This is a genomic window from Methanocalculus taiwanensis (genome assembly GCF_024372745.1).
Taxonomy (GTDB): Archaea; Halobacteriota; Methanomicrobia; order Methanomicrobiales; family Methanocorpusculaceae; genus Methanocalculus; species Methanocalculus taiwanensis.
Genome location: NZ_VOTZ01000026.1, coordinates 1 through 15,509 on the forward strand (window position 1 = coordinate 1; position 15,509 = coordinate 15,509).

Annotated in this window: 19 protein-coding genes; 13 read left to right on the plus strand and 6 right to left on the minus strand. The window is 49.5% G+C overall.

Annotated features, from left to right (window positions below):
* Window positions 1-255: 255 nt before the first annotated feature.
* The gene (locus FTO68_RS10245) at window positions 256-1,368 is read right to left on the minus strand and encodes a hypothetical protein (RefSeq protein ID WP_255333313.1); all 1,113 of its coding nucleotides are present in this window, start codon (window positions 1,366-1,368) and stop codon (window positions 256-258) included.
* 12 nt (window positions 1,369-1,380) lie between these two features.
* Window positions 1,381-2,541 (minus strand): tubulin/FtsZ family protein, encoded by a 1,161-nt coding sequence (locus FTO68_RS10250; RefSeq protein WP_255333314.1) that lies wholly within the window; start codon window positions 2,539-2,541, stop codon window positions 1,381-1,383.
* 122 nt (window positions 2,542-2,663) lie between these two features.
* Between FTO68_RS10250 and FTO68_RS10255 the strand changes: the two genes are divergently transcribed.
* The 13 genes from FTO68_RS10255 (at window position 2,664) to FTO68_RS10315 (ending at window position 12,529) form a co-directional block, all read left to right on the plus strand.
* On the plus strand, window positions 2,664-3,896 hold the full coding sequence (locus tag FTO68_RS10255) for an NAD(P)/FAD-dependent oxidoreductase (RefSeq protein ID WP_255333315.1): 1,233 nt from the start codon (window positions 2,664-2,666) through the stop codon (window positions 3,894-3,896).
* Window positions 3,893-4,606 carry a glycosyltransferase gene (locus tag FTO68_RS10260; RefSeq protein WP_255333316.1) on the plus strand — a complete coding sequence of 238 codons (714 nt, stop codon included), beginning with the start codon at window positions 3,893-3,895 and terminating at the stop codon, window positions 4,604-4,606. Before FTO68_RS10255 ends, FTO68_RS10260 begins: the two co-directional genes overlap by 4 nt.
* Window positions 4,590-5,561 carry a lysylphosphatidylglycerol synthase transmembrane domain-containing protein gene (locus FTO68_RS10265; RefSeq protein ID WP_255333317.1) on the plus strand — a complete coding sequence of 324 codons (972 nt, stop codon included), beginning with the start codon at window positions 4,590-4,592 and terminating at the stop codon, window positions 5,559-5,561. The genes FTO68_RS10260 and FTO68_RS10265 overlap by 17 nt, the downstream gene beginning before the upstream one ends.
* Window positions 5,548-7,545: a DUF2298 domain-containing protein gene (locus tag FTO68_RS10270; protein ID WP_255333318.1), complete on the plus strand. Its 1,998-nt coding sequence runs from the start codon at window positions 5,548-5,550 to the stop codon at window positions 7,543-7,545. Before FTO68_RS10265 ends, FTO68_RS10270 begins: the two co-directional genes overlap by 14 nt.
* A gap of 123 nt (window positions 7,546-7,668) precedes the next feature.
* Complete coding sequence (gene rpl7ae, locus FTO68_RS10275; protein WP_255333319.1) at window positions 7,669-8,037, plus strand: 50S ribosomal protein L7Ae; 369 nt, start codon at window positions 7,669-7,671, stop codon at window positions 8,035-8,037.
* A gap of 7 nt (window positions 8,038-8,044) precedes the next feature.
* On the plus strand, window positions 8,045-8,254 hold the full coding sequence (locus FTO68_RS10280; protein ID WP_211530851.1) for a 30S ribosomal protein S28e: 210 nt from the start codon (window positions 8,045-8,047) through the stop codon (window positions 8,252-8,254).
* Window positions 8,255-8,259: 5 nt separating this feature from the next.
* A complete protein-coding gene (locus FTO68_RS10285) occupies window positions 8,260-8,451 on the plus strand; it encodes a 50S ribosomal protein L24e (protein WP_255333320.1) in 192 nt (63 codons plus the stop codon).
* 7 nt (window positions 8,452-8,458) lie between these two features.
* Window positions 8,459-8,908 (plus strand): nucleoside-diphosphate kinase, encoded by a 450-nt coding sequence (gene ndk / locus FTO68_RS10290; RefSeq protein ID WP_255333321.1) that lies wholly within the window; start codon window positions 8,459-8,461, stop codon window positions 8,906-8,908.
* Between the two features lie 75 nt (window positions 8,909-8,983).
* Window positions 8,984-9,634: a MarC family protein gene (locus FTO68_RS10295; RefSeq protein ID WP_255333322.1), complete on the plus strand. Its 651-nt coding sequence runs from the start codon at window positions 8,984-8,986 to the stop codon at window positions 9,632-9,634.
* The gene (locus tag FTO68_RS10300) at window positions 9,635-9,832 is read left to right on the plus strand and encodes a hypothetical protein (protein WP_255333323.1); all 198 of its coding nucleotides are present in this window, start codon (window positions 9,635-9,637) and stop codon (window positions 9,830-9,832) included. It begins immediately after the preceding gene.
* A gap of 14 nt (window positions 9,833-9,846) precedes the next feature.
* The gene (locus FTO68_RS10305; protein WP_255333324.1) at window positions 9,847-10,617 is read left to right on the plus strand and encodes a carbon-nitrogen family hydrolase; all 771 of its coding nucleotides are present in this window, start codon (window positions 9,847-9,849) and stop codon (window positions 10,615-10,617) included.
* A gap of 155 nt (window positions 10,618-10,772) precedes the next feature.
* Window positions 10,773-11,978 (plus strand): threonine synthase, encoded by a 1,206-nt coding sequence (thrC, locus tag FTO68_RS10310; RefSeq protein WP_255333325.1) that lies wholly within the window; start codon window positions 10,773-10,775, stop codon window positions 11,976-11,978.
* The gene (locus FTO68_RS10315; RefSeq protein WP_255333326.1) at window positions 11,915-12,529 is read left to right on the plus strand and encodes a DUF5803 family protein; all 615 of its coding nucleotides are present in this window, start codon (window positions 11,915-11,917) and stop codon (window positions 12,527-12,529) included. The genes thrC and FTO68_RS10315 overlap by 64 nt, the downstream gene beginning before the upstream one ends.
* A 64-nt stretch (window positions 12,530-12,593) precedes the next feature.
* On the opposite strand, the gene FTO68_RS10320 is transcribed toward FTO68_RS10315, so the two are convergent.
* From FTO68_RS10320 to FTO68_RS10335, 4 genes are read right to left on the minus strand one after another with little or no spacing between them, the layout of a single operon-like run.
* Entirely contained in the window at window positions 12,594-13,475 is an 882-nt protein-coding gene (locus tag FTO68_RS10320; RefSeq protein WP_255333327.1) for a thiamine pyrophosphate-dependent enzyme, read from the minus strand.
* A complete protein-coding gene (porA, locus tag FTO68_RS10325) occupies window positions 13,476-14,630 on the minus strand; it encodes a pyruvate synthase subunit PorA (protein ID WP_255333328.1) in 1,155 nt (384 codons plus the stop codon). It abuts the gene before it with no gap.
* On the minus strand, window positions 14,630-14,890 hold the full coding sequence (locus tag FTO68_RS10330) for a 4Fe-4S binding protein (protein ID WP_255333329.1): 261 nt from the start codon (window positions 14,888-14,890) through the stop codon (window positions 14,630-14,632). Before FTO68_RS10330 ends, porA begins: the two co-directional genes overlap by 1 nt.
* Window positions 14,890-15,435, minus strand: a complete 546-nt coding sequence (locus FTO68_RS10335) for a pyruvate ferredoxin oxidoreductase subunit gamma (protein ID WP_255333330.1) — start codon at window positions 15,433-15,435, stop codon at window positions 14,890-14,892. Before FTO68_RS10335 ends, FTO68_RS10330 begins: the two co-directional genes overlap by 1 nt.
* Window positions 15,436-15,509: the final 74 nt, after the last annotated feature.

The window sequence follows — 15,509 nt, forward strand, 5'->3', positions numbered from 1 at the left end:
CGGGTAAGAGGGTATATCTCAACTGTGAAGAAGAATGAGGGGTCAGTACTTGCCGCCATCAAAGGAGCATTCAGGAGAGAACCCTTCATGCCCACTGTGGCTTACAGGTATAGCTGACCAGTTACAAAGAATATTGTATTTCAGAGTTGGTAATTAATAGAAATATCGAAAAAACGCTCATGATGCCCACTGAGGCAACAAGCATACAAGATGAAAATGGTGGGTGTTCCCAAGCATTTTCATATAAAAAGGGAACTATCCCAGTTCATCCCAGGCTCGTCTCTTTTTAATCACTACAAAACCAAGTATCAGTATCACGATGGCGCCAATCACAACCCATAGATATGGTTTGGCCGGATCAATGAATTCGGGGAGTGTTGAGATTTCTTCCTGAAGTATACGCGCCTCGGAAAGCACAGTGGTGCCCTCATTCAGTGCATCGCTAGCCTGCCTTTCTGCCAGCGGCAGGTTATTTGTATCATAGTTGCCTTTTGCGGTGTCAATCTGGTTCTTTACGCTCTGCCGCTTTGAGGAGATCAATATAACCCGCGAGTCTGATCCCCGACTCAGATTAACTGTTAAATCTGTAATGATAGCATCTATTTCGGAAAGGACGTTTTCTGCACTGGTAATTTTATGTTGGACACTGGCTTTCTCAAGGATTGTTCGTCCCTCGGAAACAGCCGTTTTGGCCTGGTTCAAATTTGACTGGGCTAGGGCTGCATTGGTGCCAGCTGCTTCTGCACTCTGGAGTGCTGTCAGGCCACTATTATATTTTGTTTCAGCCTCTGCAGTGTTTACTCCCTCTGCTTTTGCGGCATCAATTTCGCTTTTAAATGTTTGTAGATCTCCTTTCGCGGAGATAATTGCTGTCTGTACTTCAGCGGGGTTGATCACTTTCCGGGTAACGATGTATTCTCCCCCGGACCGAACATCATCGCTTGAATCAAGCTGTCGAATACGGAGGATTGTCCTGTCTGTGGTGGCAGTGACATCGGGTACGACTCCTTCAAGGCTTACACGGACTTTCAATTCAGTGGATGAGGGATATTCAAGTTCAAAACCAGATATTCTTATGGTTTTTCCACCCTCAATGGGACGAGGATTCTCGACACTATTTAAAACAATGGCGATATTCCACTTGGGCGAATCAAGATCAGTATAGAATTGGAGTGTGTCTGTTCCTGGAAATGTGGTTCCGGATGCAGAAATAAAGTCTGTAATTGTTGTTTCAATGTTCACTCGCGTTCCAGGTGTCAGATCTCCTGATTGTAAGCCTGTTGCTGGCTGCACGGTAATTGCGGTTGCAGAGGCAGCACACAGTGCGCAACAGACGATGAGTATAGTAAGTAGTATTCGAATCTTCATATCTTTCGCCTCTTATTCAAAGAGCGGATCAATCGCATCTTCAAACATCGTTGATTGCCTGTCCTTGGATCGTATAACATCCTGTTTTGTCTCTTTTGCTACTTCAAGGAGCTCAGTGATACGGGGTGCATTTCCGATTGTCGCCAGGACAACGACAGCAGCGATGAAGTTCGATTCAAGCGGATAATCCCCTCCACGGACTTCAACCCCTGCAATGTTCTCTTCAACCCAGGATTTGGACTTTTCGACTCCTTTTCTATCCATCTCATCAGGCGGTCCGGCAACAAGCACCAGTGCCCGCTCGGCTGTCGTGTAATCACATGGCAGCGTCAGGCGGCCGAGCATTGCTCTCCTGACGAGACCGATGATTTTGGCGGATTTATCTTCACCGGTGAGGGCACTCTCGGCTTTATCTTTCTTGGCAAATCCGGAAAAAAAGCTTTTCTTTTGCTTGCTCTTCGTAATAACATCAGAGATTGCATATCCGATTGTGGATATGCCGCCTCCCCTGAGTGTGTTGATGATCTCTGACGAGTCAACAACCATCTCACCGACTCCAAGCTTTCCTACCTCCCCGGCCCTGAAGAGGACACCAAATCTCCTGACCAGCTCTTCATTGAGCCGTTCGTAAGCGCTTTTTACGCTCTCTCCTTCATTCTTCCATGCACTGTTATCAAAGATGAAGGTGTTATCGGCTTCATTCACAAGTGTGGCAAGGCTGCGGGCAGCGTTATAGGAATAAAGCCTCCCTTCTTCAGGTGCTGGAATCATACCTAGTGCATAGACGGGTTCACGATAGATACGCTTTAAATGCCGGCAGAGGACCGGGGTCCCTCCTGAGCCAGTGCCCCCGCCAAGACCTGCAACGACGACGAATGCATCGATATCATGCGTTCCTCGTGTATCAATAGCATTAATGATGGTGTCTATTTCATCTGCAGCAATCTTTGCACCGGTAACATTATCTGTACCGACACCGTGCCCTTTCACAACTGTCTGGCCGATGAGGAGCCTGTCCTTCATATCAATATGTTTCAGGCCCATAAGGTCGGTTCTTGCCGTATTTACAGCAATTCCACGGAAACTTCCCTGCTGAAGCTTCCGGTCCTGGGCAAGAAACATATCTACGATTTTCCCCCCGGCCTGTCCAAATCCAATGAAAAATACCCGCATTTAGATGACACCATCCACACTAATGGTTTTACCTTTAGTATCTCCAGTATATATGACTTCTTAGTTTATATGATAGAATGATTCAAAAACTTTCTTATGCTCCCCGATATCACATAAGATGCATGCATATTTGCGTAATCGGTGGAGGACTGGCCGGACTTACAGCAGCACTTCGCCTCTCAGAGAGCCATGAGGTGACCATTCTTGAGAGGGGTGAAGTTGCCGGAGGGTGTCTTTCCTCCTATAATCTACCAGCTTACGCAATAGAATCGCTCTATCATCATTGTTTCTCAGGAGATGATCGCCTGTTCTCTCTCCTTGAGGAGTGTGATCTTCTCTCTGATCTTGAGTGGCTCAAAGGCAGTACCGGGTACCTGGTGAACCAGAGGATTTATCCATTGACAACCCCTCTCCAGATCCTCCGGTACCCCTTACTCACATTGTTTGAGAAGATCCGGCTTGGCCTCTTTGTGCTAGGATCGAGATCAGCTGATCCTGAGGTACTTGATTCAGTAACTGCAAAAGACTACTGTATCGAACGACTGGGAGATCGCATCTACTCTTCGTTTTTTGAACCTCTCCTCTCCTCAAAGTTTGGTGAGCGGAAAGATGAGGTTTCAGCAGCCTGGCTCGTGAGCCGGATTTCAATCCGTTCCGATCGTGGGCCCGGGGGTGAGCGGCTCGGATACCTGAAGGGTGGATATATCCGGCTTATTAATGCCCTTCTTTCTAAACTTACAGCAACCGGGTGCAGGATAGAGATGGGACATCCGGTGGTATCTGCATATCCTGACGATGGTGGATGGGTGGTAGATGGCACCCGGTATGATTGTATCATATCCACTCTATCCCCGCAGGAAACTGCACGAATATGCTCTGTCCCGCTTAAGCCTCTTCCCTATCAGGGTGCCGCCTGTCTTACCCTCGGCACCCCGATAGATCCTACCAATGGCATCTATTGGGTGAATATGGGAGATCCTGCTCCGTATGGGGCTGTGATTACCCATACAAACCTGGTTCCCTCTGATCGGTATGGAGAGCATATTGTCTACATTGCATCATATTTTTCAGACTCTCCCCCTGAAAACTGCGAAAATGTCTTTCTTTCAGATTTCTGCACCAGATTTGGTCTTCAGCGGGAGCAGATCCTCTGGCACCATCTCAGGATCGAACCCAATGCAGGGCCGGTGTATGTAACCGGGTATAAAACCATGATGCCAGAGCCAAATCCCGTTCCAGGTCTCTTTATTGCCGGGATGTTCTCCATTGAAAATTATCCTGAGAGGAGCATGGAAGGATCGATCAAAGCAGGTGAGGATATTGCAAGGCGTGTTATGGAGTGGTCATACATATGAGCTGTGAATTGACTGCTGTCATACCGGTGTATAATGATCGCATGGCGCTGACGATTGCCATCCCCGAGTCACTTCGGAGGCTGGAAGAGATCACCAGTTCTTTCGAACTACTGGTAGCTGAGGATGGGTCTGATGATGGCAGCGCAGAACTGGTTGCTGAATGGGAGGGGCGTGATCCCCGTGTCCGTCTGCTCCATTCGGATGAGAGGCTCGGGAGGGGCTGTGCCCTCTCTCGTGCCTTTCGGGCTTCACAGGGTGAGATATTCTGTTATTATGACGTTGATCTGGCAACTGACATGATACATCTCAGGGAACTGATAGATGCAATCCGATCAGGCTGCGATATAGCAACCGGGTCACGCCTCATGCCCGCATCCAAAATCGATCGCGATAGTGGGAGGGAGATTGCGAGCAGAGGGTATAATGCACTTGTACGTTGTATCCTTGGAAGCCGCCTCTTTGATCACCAGTGCGGGTTCAAGGCCTTTTCGTATACCTGTCTTAAAACCCTTCTCCCCAATGTCCAGGCTCCTCACTGGTTCTGGGATACCGAACTGCTTGTCCGTGCCCAACGTCGTGGGTTCCGTGTCTGTGAGTTCCCGATCAGATGGCGGCAGGGTGAGGGAACAACAGTTAAATTATCCGATGTAACGGGCATGGGATCTGAGATCCTCAGGCTCAGGTGGCGCCTTCATGCTGAAAAAGATTAGCACCATCATCGTTTCAACAATTATCGCAGGGGCAATCATTGCCTTCCTCCTCTCAAGAGTCTGGGAGGAACTCCTGATAACGGCAAAGGAAGCAGATCCCCGGTATCTTCTTGTGGCGCTTTTAATATGCCTGCTGGCATGGTGTCTGAGAGGTGCCAGGTATCGCTACATACTTAACCGGCTTTCTGTGGTTGTTGGTTTCGTATTTTCAACCGCCTGCATATTTGTATCGCAGACAGCAAATCTGATCATCCCGGCACGGCTTGGGGATCTGATCAGGCTCCTCATTCTCAAGCACGAGAAGAAGACGACCTATACCCTCGGATTCTCTTCAGTTATCACCGAGAGGGTTTTTGATATCCTTACTATTGCACTCATCGGTGCTATCGCCCTGCCGTTTGTCGTTGGTCAGGAACCCTGGTTTTCAATGCTGATTGGTTTTGTTCTCCTTCTTGGGTTCATCTTCTTTATTATACTCATTTATTCCGGGAGATTTTCTTCAGATAACCAGATTCTTGCAAAGGTAATTGAGATCCTCTCCCAGATACGGTGCGTCTCACAGACTCCGCGAGCTCTTATCTATCTTATACTCAGCTCAGTCATCATCTGGATAATCGACTGCATCGTTTGTATGATGGTTGCCATGATGTTCGGAGAGCCTGTTTCATTTATGGTGGTAGTACTTGCTATTGTTATTGGTAATCTCGTTAAGGCAGTGCCGATCACACCCGGTGGGATCGGAACATATGAACTGGCTCTTGCATTGACCTTTGAGCTTGCCGGTGTTTCAGCAGGCACTGCCGTTCTTATTGCAATCATCGATCATCTCATTAAAAATCTGGTAACCCTGGTCGGGGGCGCTGTCTCGATCTATTACTTTGGAGACTGGACAGTTTCTCTCCTGAAAAGGGCGTTTTCCGGGGATATAAAAAAGGAAATATATGATCGGAATTGAAGACCAGGTTGCCACAGTCCTTCTCTGGCTGGGGCTTCTTAAGCTCCTCCAGCTCTCTCTCTACCCAACTCTCAGGCAGGCACTTGGGGATCTTGCATACCCGCTTGCATACCCCCTCTCACTCCTCTGCTTATCAGTTGTTTCATGGTATGCAGGGTACTTCCATCTCCCTGTTGTTATTGCAGCCGTAATATCTGCTGCCCTCTTTGCCCTCATGGCTGTGAAACGGGAATACACCAGTTTAGATCTGAAGAGCAATCTGAGATGGGATGGGGCATTTCTCGTTGGTTTTCTTTATGTTCTCTGGATACGTCTTTTCAATCCTGCTATTTCGTTTGCCGAGAAATTCATGGATCATGCCTTCCTTGCCTCGGTGATGAGAAATCCGGTTGTTCCCCCTCTTGATCCCTGGTTTGCGGGGGGCGATCTCTCCATCTACTACTATCTTGGCCACTGGTTCTCCGGAGTTCTGGGAATTATTGTCGGGGGAGAATCGTCTGTTGTCTTTAATCTGATGCTCCCCACAATTGCAGGGATGGCTGTTGTATCTGCGGCCGCATGCGGATATCTCCTTCTGCCGCGGTACCGGTGGCTTCCTGCCATACTACTGTTCATCCCAAACCCTGCATGCCTCTGGCATCTGATCTCCGGTACTCCGCTTCCTTCGATACCCTGGGAGAGTACCAGGGTCATAGCCGGGACGATCAATGAATATCCGATCTTTTCCATCTTCTGGGGGGATCCCCATGCACATATACTCGGAATCTTCAACCAGATTCTTTTTGTTACCTTATGCATGGTGATGTACCTCAGATATGGTGGGCTGAATGATCGATCACGCCTGATACTCTCGGTTCTTCTTGCTCTCTCCCTTGGCACGATGCCGGGATTAAACTCCTGGGATGTACTCATCTATGCCCCCTTCTTTTGTGGTATAGCGCTTCTCACCGGTATCAGGTATGCAGAGCGCAATCTTCGCTCATGGCTCCCGCTCCTGCTGGTGCCACCGCTTTCTCTCCTTGCCTATGTGCCATTCCTCCTCTCTATTGAGGGTTCAGGTATCCTCGGAATGGGGCTAGTTCCTGAAGGGAGTGCTATTGGCTCTTTCCTCCTCGTTCATGGTTTTTTCCTCACAGTTTTTCTTCTCTATGGATGGCGCGTGTTAACCCGTTTCCCCTGGCTTCTTGTTATACCTGCAGTGGGATTTGTCGCGGGATACGGTGCTGCAGGGATTGCCGTTTTTGCCCTCTTGTTGATTGCCCTGAAAAGAGATTGGAGGGGTGAAGACGTCCTTGCTATTATGGGCCTTATGGTCATCACCTTCTGTGAGATCATCTACCTAAAGGATGGTATGGGTGATGCGCATTATCGGATGAATACCGTCTTTAAATTTTACATGAGTGCCTGGGTGATGATGAGTATCTCCACAGCCATCATCGTAGGGAGATGGCTCTCTTCTTTCAAGTCACCAGTATCCATCCCAACGTGGGTGAAGTGTGCCGGTGTATTCGGGATAGCTATCTGCATTATCATGATCCCTCCCTATGCACCCCTCACATATGGATACGGGAGCGTGACGCTTGATGGCGCGGCATGGCTCTCCGAACATCACCCTGGTGATGCTGCCGCTATACGGTACCTTCGGTCACTGGAAGGTAATCCCAGGATTGTTGAGGCTATTGGTAAGGATTACACGTATTCCAGCCGTATATCATCGTTCACAGGCATTCCGACGATCCTTGGGTGGCCGGGGCATGAGATGGTCTGGCGATCAAATGAGGATGGGTGGTATAGTAGGCGGATTGCCGATACGCAGACTATATATGAGGATCCTGAGAAGAGCACAGCGCTTCTCAAGGAATATGGGATCACCCATCTTGTTGTTGGATCCTTTGAAGAAGCACAATATCGGGTACAAACTCCAAAAAAAGGACTCAACCTCGTATTTGATGAGGCTGGCACTGCGGTATACCGGGTGATCTGATCTGTCTTGCAGACGAACCTTTATCCCCCTTCTCTGTGTAATAATATGGTTACGCCAGCATCGGTTTTTGGACCGCTGATGAGTGATGAAGGAGGAGTCAACTTCTCCTGAATGAGGTGAGCTATGTCAAAGATGTACCAACAGTTTGAAGTCCCCGAAGAGCTTCAGAACAACGCGCTTGAAGCTCTTGAACTTGCACGGGACACCGGTAAGATTAAGAAAGGATCCAATGAAGCAACAAAAGCTATTGAACGCGGTATTGCCCAGCTTGTATTGATCGGCGGTGACGTAGAGCCCGAAGAGATCGTCATGCATCTTCCGCCTCTCTGCGCAGAGAAGCAGATTCCGTTTATTTTCATTAACAAACAGTCCGAGATTGGCGCAGCCTGCGGTCTTGATGTAGGATCTGCTGCTGTTGCGATTGTGAAGTCCGGAAAAGGCAAGGATATCGTTGAAGAGCTCGTCAAACAGGTCGAAGCACTGAGAGGCTGAGTCTTCTATGGCTGATAATGGAACGCCGGCAGAAGTCATTGAAGTGATCGGCCTGACAGGGATGCACGGTGAAGCATCTCAGGTGAAGTGCCGGATACTTGATGGCCCAAACAAGGGGCGGATCATCACCCGGAATACCTTCGGGCCGATCCGTGAGGGAGATATCCTGATGCTCCTTGAGACGGAACGTGAAGCAAAGAAACTATCGAGGCGGTGAAGCTGATGGTTGAGAAGTACACCTGCAGTTTCTGTGGAGAACAGCTCGAGCCTGGAACCGGAAAACTCTTTGTCCGTAAGGATGGGGCTGTCTTTTACTTCTGCTCATCGAAATGCCAGAGCAACTATAAGCTCCGCAGGGTCCCGCGCCGTGTCGAGTGGACTGCAGCTGGTCGCAAGGCTCGTGGCAAGGAGTGATTCTGGAATGGAACGCTCGTTTGTGATGGTGAAACCGGATGGCGTCCAGCGCGGTCTGATCGGAGAGATCATATCCCGCTTTGAGAAGAAAGGTCTCAAACTTGTCGCAGCACGGTTTGAATCTCTCCCGGATGGTCGCGTTCAGGAGCAATACCGGGAACATCTGGAGAAACCCTTCTTCCCCGGACTGAAATCCTATATCACCAGTGGCCCTGTCTTTCTGATGGTATGGGAAGGGAAGAATGTCGTTCCAATAGTCCGCTTGCTGGTTGGTGCAACAAACCCGGCAGAGGCGCTTCCTGGAACTATCCGCGGTGATTTCGCCATTGATATCGGGAGAAATGTAATCCATGCATCTGATTCCAACGAGTCGGCAGCACGCGAGATTGCAATCCATTTCAAAAACGATGATCTGGTCGGGTATTCTGCGATTGCAGAGCCGATGATCTACGAATAATTACTATCACCTCCTCACTCTTTTATTTTGCTAATCCGGAATTAGCTTAAGGGACAACGATCCACAGTTCTATAAATGGTCGATCTCATCACCTTTGTTCTCCTCTCGTTCTCATCGATTGTGATAGTTCTCAATCCCCTGGCAGCTACGCTTATTTATGTGAGCCTGACAGATTCGATGGATCGGCCAACACGAATCAGGGTCGCATATGAAGCGAATCGTGTTGCACTCCTTGTCATTTTGGTCTTTGCTGTCGCAGGCGGGGCTATCCTGCAGCTCTTTGGAATCTCGCTTGAGGCATTTCGTGTAGCCGGTGGAATTCTCCTCTTTGGAATTGGTATGGAGATGGTCTATGCAAAGACATCACGGACCAAGATGACTGCCACCGAAAAGTACGAGAGTATTGATGCGGATGATGTTGCCATGATGCCTATTGCAATACCAATGATAGCAGGTCCAGGCACGATCACAACGGTTATCGTCCTGATGAATGAGGCGGTCGATATTGGTATAGAAGCAATGGGAGCAATATTACTCCTCTGTGCATTCGTCATTGTGTTGGATTATTATATGATGAAGAATGCTGATCTAATCACAAAATATATCGGGCCGCGGGAGTACCGTGTCATTGGCCGGTTGATGGGCATGATATTGATTGCAATTGCCGTTCAGTTTGTTATCACAGGGCTTCGGCAGGCGTTCCCGATTCTTGTTGGAGGTATATAGATGGTAAAATTTGATAGCTTTGATCTCTTCTTCCTTTTCATGGGTATCTGCATGATTGTTGGTTCGGTGATCGTCGGCCTGATGACACTGGGATATCAGATACCTTTTGCCCCGATCCTCCTTTTTGTCATTGCCATGCTGATAGCGATGGTTGCAATCGTCGTTATTCTTACCGGATATGCCACACAGAATGAATGATTGGGGGGGAAAAGATGGATATCTGCTGCGCCCAGCTCGGCTCAGTCTTTGAAAAACCGGCTGCAAACCTTGCACGTGCGGAAGATGCCGTTAAAAAGGCGGTTGCTTATGGCTCTGATCTTATTGTTTTCCCTGAACAATATCCAACAGGGTGGGATCCTGCCTCCTCTCTGTCTGCGGAGGGAAGAGAGGGTCCGATAGCCATGGAATGGTGCCGCATTGCAGAGGAGTACGGTGCCTGGATTGTCGGTTCGCATCGCGAACAATATGGTGAAAAATTACTAAATACTGCCCTCCTCATCGGTCATGATGGAGTGATACATGCCAGATATTCAAAACTCCATCTCTTCTCACCTTCAGGAGAAGACCGGCTGTATAGCAAGGGTGATGCTCCTGTCGTCTTCTCCTGTCACGGTGTTTCAATCGGGCTTGCCATCTGTTATGATCTCCGTTTTCCTGAACTCTTCCGCCGGTATGCAGATGTTGGAGCAGAATGCATCATTGTGCCCGCGGCATGGCCCTGCAGCAGACTGAAACATTTCAATCTCTTTCTTCAGTCGAGGGCGATTGAGAACCAGTTTTATGTTGCAGGGATCTGTTCAACCGGCAGAACTCCTGTGGATCATTACTGTGGCGGGTCAATGATCGTCGATCCGAGAGGGGAGATCCTTTGCCGTGCTGGTGAGGATGAAGCCCTCATCTCAGCAGTGATCGATCCGGCAGTCGTCCATGAGTCCCGCCGTCTCTTTCCGATCTTAAAGGATCGACGGCAGGATATTCGATGATGTGTTTCCTTTTGATCTGGCATCATATGTCTTGCTTATGGCAGTATCTTATGATGCAGGTCGTTTCCTTTCAACGTCCGCTTTACCTTTCCTGATCCTCTGGCAGGGGATCATGATACCTTCTCCTTATTATCTTTCGGCTCGAATCTGTAGGCATGCATCGTCTCGTCTGTATTCATTGCAAAAAGGTATACTCTCCCGAATCTGTGATATATACCTGCCCTGCATGCGGCCATCTCCTTGCGGTAGAATATGATCTGGATGCGATTTCACTATCAAGATCAGATCTCTTAGCCCGTCCCCTCTCTGTCTGGAGGTACCGGGAACTATTGCCGGTTACAATCCCTCCGGTGACACTGCAGGAAGGAGGCACCCCCCTCTATCACCTTAAGAGGATCGGAGAATCGCTTGGACTTCCGAACCTTTATGCCAAGCATGAAGGGATGAATCCGACGGGATCATTTAAGGACAGGGGCATGACCCTTGGCGTCTCCATGGCGCTTCAGCTCAATATGAAGATGGTAGCCTGTGCAAGTACCGGGAATACCTCAGCGAGCCTGGCAGCCTATGCTGCGCGTGCAGGGATTCCGGCAGTTGTTTTGCTACCTGCGGGTAAGGTTGCCCTTGGTAAGGTTGCACAGGCATTGATGCATGGCGCGCGGGTGATCTCTGTAGCCGGTAACTTTGACCGCACTCTTGAGATGGTTCATGATCTCTGCATCTCGCATGGTATTTACCTGTTAAACTCCGTTAATCCCTATCGTCTTGAGGGGCAGAAGACAATCGGATATGAGGTGATCGATCAGCTTGGCGATGTTCCTGACAGGCTTGTGCTTCCGGTTGGAAATGCAGGCAATATCTCTGCAGTGCACAAAGGGCTTACCGAGTGGCAGTCACTAGGATGGATAGACTCCCTCCCGATGATGACCGGCATCCAGGCAGAGGGGTCAGCCCCTGTTGTCAGGGCGATCAAGGGTGATCTTCCAGAGGTGGTGCCGGATGTAAACCCGGAGACGGTTGCAACAGCCATCCGGATAGGCGCCCCGGTGAATGCGGAAAAAGCGCTTCGGGCAATCCGCCAGACAGGCGGACTTGCGGAATCCGTGACTGATGAGGAGATCCTCTCAATGCAGCGGAGCCTCGCACAGATGGAGGGGATCGGGGTCGAACCTGCGTCTGCCGCATCGGTTGCGGGAATTAAGAAACTGGTGGAGATGGGTGCAATTGATCCGGATGAGCGGATCGTCTGTGTCGTGACCGGACACCTGTTGAAAGATCCAGAGACGGTGATAAAACAATGCAGTCCCCCAACCGAGATAGACGCAACCCTGCCTGCCTTGCTCTCTGCCTTGCAGCTTTGATTCTGGTATCACCGGTTCTGGCCCAGAATGCCACATTCTCGATAAATGAGAATGGAACCGGCTACTCTGCAGTAATAGAGGTGACTGATTCAGATCGCTTTCAGTTCACGAAGCCTGGCTACCTTGGGGAAGGAGTTCCGATCACAGTCCGGGATATCCGGGTCACGGGTGATTTAGGCGAAATATCCTATGAAGAGCAACGAAATTCAGAGATCACATTCCCAACCGGAGACTATATGATCTCATATGATGGGGATCTGGATGGACATTCATTTTCTGGCCTCTTCACAAAGCCGTATAATGTGACGGTGTATCTTCCGGATGTCTTTAACGTGGATAATCCTCTTCTCGGCTACATAAGCCAGGGGGGGAGCGTTTCCCACAAGGAGAATCAGACGATCATCACATGGGAGGGTACCCGTTATGCTGAGGTTCGGTTCTATGATGAAGACCGTATGGTTATCCTTATTGCGTTTGGGACGATCTGGCTTACACTCATGATCATTCTGCTCTTTGGCTACTACTCGATGAGAGTATCATCCCGTGAGTAGGATCTTTCCCGCTCCACTTCAACCTTTTCGATATCGCGGGGATCTCATTTATAAAAAAAAGTTGTTAGAGATCGATTCCAAACTTTTCTGCATTTGCATCGGCGATTGCCTGGATTTTTGCGATCTCAGCATCATTCTTTTGTGGTTTGAAAAGGTGGCGGAACCGCTTCTGGACAGAAAGGTATTCTTCAACCGGCTTTCGCTTCACCTTTTTTGCTTTCTTGACAATGCCATTCATCATCTCATAGTTGACCCAGAGGCCGGTTTCAACAGCCAGCTTACCGACTTCGATTGTCTTGCTGCCATCAAATCCCCATCCGGTACAGCAGGGGGCATGCACCTGGATATAGCAGGCGCCGGGGGTATTAACCGCGGTCTCGACTTTCTTCATCAGATCAGTTGGATATGCCATGGTTGCTGTTGCAACATAGGGTGCGCCATGTGCAGCAAGGATCGCGGGAACATCCTTCTTCTGGTGCTTGTTTCCCATTGAACAGGATCCCGCCGGGCTTGTGGTTGTGCTGGCATCAAACGGGGTTGCACCCGATCGCTGGATGCCGGTGTTCATGTACGCCTCATTGTCGTAACAGATGTAGGTTATATCGTGGTTCCGCTCAAAGGCACCGGAAAGGCAGAGCATCCCGATATCGACTGTTGCTCCATCCCCTCCGATGATAATGATCTTCTCCTTCCGTCCCTGCCTTTTGAGTGAAGCCTCAATGCCCGAGGCAACGGCACTTGCATTCTCAAAGAGGGAATGGATCCATGGAACTTTCCAGGCGGTTTCCGGGTAAGGTGTTGAGAAGACCTCAAGGCAGCCAGTTGGGGATACAACGATGGTGTTTTCACCTGCTCCTTTTAAGATCATCCTGACTGCACTTGATGCGCCACATCCCCCGCAGGCACGGTGTCCGCACTCGAACAGCTCTAATGTTTTATCAACCATTTACAACAACTCCTCGCGCAGTCCATAGAACATATCCCCGGATCCCTTCTCAGCAAGATCCACGATTGCTTTGATATCTTTCTTCCGGATGTCCCGTCCTCCGAGACCGAGGATGTAATCATAGACATCGATTGATGAACCATAGAGTGCATCTTTTACCTCGAGTGCAACTGCACCTTTTGATCCAAGCGAGATATTCTTGTCAAGCACAGCTACGGTTTTGATGTGGGAGAGAGCGCTTGCAATCTCCTCGTCAGGGAATGGCCTGTAGCAGCGGATCTTCAGGAGTCCGACTTTTTTACCGTCGGCCCGCATCTCGTCGATTGCGTCCTTGATGGTTCCGCAGATTGAACCCATCGCAATGAGCGCAATCTCTGCATCTTCGAGCTTGTATCCTTCGATAAGTCCTGAATAATCCCTTCCGAATTGTTCTCCAAAGAGGGCCCCGTATTTACTGATGGCATCTTTTGCCCGGAGCATGGCCCGCTGGTTCTCGTACCTGAATTCGAGGTAGTAATCCGGTGTTGCATACATTCCAAATGATATCGGATCTTTTGCATCGAGTCTCTGGTATGGGTTGAATGCCGGGAGATATGCATCGACCTCTTCCTGTGTTGGCATATCCACCGGTTCATATGTGTGGGTAAGGATGAACCCATCAAAACATACAAACGCCGGGAGGAGGATATCGTGGTCTTCACAGACCCTGTATGCCAGAATATGGAGATCGAGTGCCTCCTGGTTATCTTCAGCATAGAGCTGGATCCAGCCTGAATCACGGAGTGCAATTGAATCCTGTTGATCATTCCAGATCGAGAGCGGGGCGCTCATTGCGCGGTTTGCAATCGTCATCACGATCGGAAGGCGCATCCCTGCCACATTGAAGCAGACCTCAAACATCAGAGCCAGTCCCTGTGAGGTGGTTGCCGAGTAGGTGCGGGATCCCGCAGCTGATGCGCCAAGACAGGCAGAGAGTGCTGAGAATTCACTCTCCACACAGATGTATTCCGACTGCAGACGGCAGTCAGCAACCATCTGGGCGAGCGCCTCAACGATATGAGTCTGGGGAGTGATCGGGTATGCGGCGATCACTTCCGGGCGACATAGCCTTGTTGCCTCGGCAACTGCGTGTGATCCCTCAAGTATCTCTTTCATTATTTCTCCTCCTTTTCCATCGTGATTGCTTCACCGGGGCACTCTTCTGCACAGAGGCCGCAACCTTTGCAGTAGTCGAGATCGGGAATATACTTCTTCTCTTCCTTCACCTCGATACAGCCCTCAGGACAGATCAGCGTGCAGATTCCACAACCTGTGCATTTGTCATGGTGGAAAATTGGGTAGAATACGCGCCATGATCCGGTTTTGTTGTCACGGCCTTTGCCAGGTCGTGCTGTGCATCCAATATTGAGCGGCATTATGCGCTGCCCCCTTTGATCATCTCGTATGCCCTCTGTGAGGCCTTGATGTTCGTAGTGGCAAGTTTGCCTTCGAATCTTTCCTTGAGTGCGTTTTCCAGTGCTGAAAATTCAATCTCGCCGGTTGCAGCTGCAAAAGCACCCATCAGGGCGGTATTTGTAATGGGCAGTCCGATCTCCTCAAGTGCTATTTTTGTTGCATCGATAGTGATGATCGAAACGCCTTCAGGAGCAGAATATTTGCCAGCCTTTTCTGTATTAATGATGGCAATCCCTCCTGCTTTCATTCCGGCAAAGACATTAATATCCGCAATGAGCGTACTGTCCTGCACTATGATGTAATCTGGTTCATACACCTGGCTTCTTAGCCGTATCTTCTCGTTACTGAACCGAACAAACGCCTGCACCGGGGCGCCACGCCGTTCGACACCAAAAGCAGGAAAAGCCTGGGCATAGACTCCGCCCTGAAATGCAGCAACTGCAATAAGTTCTGCCGCAGTGACAGAGCCCTGGCCCCCTCTTCCATGGATGCGTAATTCTCTCAAGAAAAACCCCATATAATCTTACACGATTAATCATATATAATTAAGGCACGGGGTGTTGAAAACCGCCTGAGGGT

Bases quoted from the DNA above. Each gene is read 5' to 3' on its own strand.
- FTO68_RS10245 (WP_255333313.1), bottom strand. From the start codon at position 1,368: ATGAAGATTCGAATACTACTTACTATACTCATCGTCTGTTGCGCACTG.
- FTO68_RS10250 (WP_255333314.1), bottom strand. From the start codon at position 2,541: ATGCGGGTATTTTTCATTGGATTTGGACAGGCCGGGGGGAAAATCGTA.
- FTO68_RS10255 (WP_255333315.1), top strand. From the start codon at position 2,664: ATGCATATTTGCGTAATCGGTGGAGGACTGGCCGGACTTACAGCAGCA.
- FTO68_RS10260 (WP_255333316.1), top strand. From the start codon at position 3,893: ATGAGCTGTGAATTGACTGCTGTCATACCGGTGTATAATGATCGCATG.
- FTO68_RS10265 (WP_255333317.1), top strand. From the start codon at position 4,590: ATGCTGAAAAAGATTAGCACCATCATCGTTTCAACAATTATCGCAGGG.
- FTO68_RS10270 (WP_255333318.1), top strand. From the start codon at position 5,548: ATGATCGGAATTGAAGACCAGGTTGCCACAGTCCTTCTCTGGCTGGGG.
- rpl7ae (WP_255333319.1), top strand. From the start codon at position 7,669: ATGTCAAAGATGTACCAACAGTTTGAAGTCCCCGAAGAGCTTCAGAAC.
- FTO68_RS10280 (WP_211530851.1), top strand. From the start codon at position 8,045: ATGGCTGATAATGGAACGCCGGCAGAAGTCATTGAAGTGATCGGCCTG.
- FTO68_RS10285 (WP_255333320.1), top strand. From the start codon at position 8,260: ATGGTTGAGAAGTACACCTGCAGTTTCTGTGGAGAACAGCTCGAGCCT.
- ndk (WP_255333321.1), top strand. From the start codon at position 8,459: ATGGAACGCTCGTTTGTGATGGTGAAACCGGATGGCGTCCAGCGCGGT.
- FTO68_RS10295 (WP_255333322.1), top strand. From the start codon at position 8,984: ATGGTCGATCTCATCACCTTTGTTCTCCTCTCGTTCTCATCGATTGTG.
- FTO68_RS10300 (WP_255333323.1), top strand. From the start codon at position 9,635: ATGGTAAAATTTGATAGCTTTGATCTCTTCTTCCTTTTCATGGGTATC.
- FTO68_RS10305 (WP_255333324.1), top strand. From the start codon at position 9,847: ATGGATATCTGCTGCGCCCAGCTCGGCTCAGTCTTTGAAAAACCGGCT.
- thrC (WP_255333325.1), top strand. From the start codon at position 10,773: ATGCATCGTCTCGTCTGTATTCATTGCAAAAAGGTATACTCTCCCGAA.
- FTO68_RS10315 (WP_255333326.1), top strand. From the start codon at position 11,915: ATGCAGTCCCCCAACCGAGATAGACGCAACCCTGCCTGCCTTGCTCTC.
- FTO68_RS10320 (WP_255333327.1), bottom strand. From the start codon at position 13,475: ATGGTTGATAAAACATTAGAGCTGTTCGAGTGCGGACACCGTGCCTGC.
- porA (WP_255333328.1), bottom strand. From the start codon at position 14,630: ATGAAAGAGATACTTGAGGGATCACACGCAGTTGCCGAGGCAACAAGG.
- FTO68_RS10330 (WP_255333329.1), bottom strand. From the start codon at position 14,890: ATGCCGCTCAATATTGGATGCACAGCACGACCTGGCAAAGGCCGTGAC.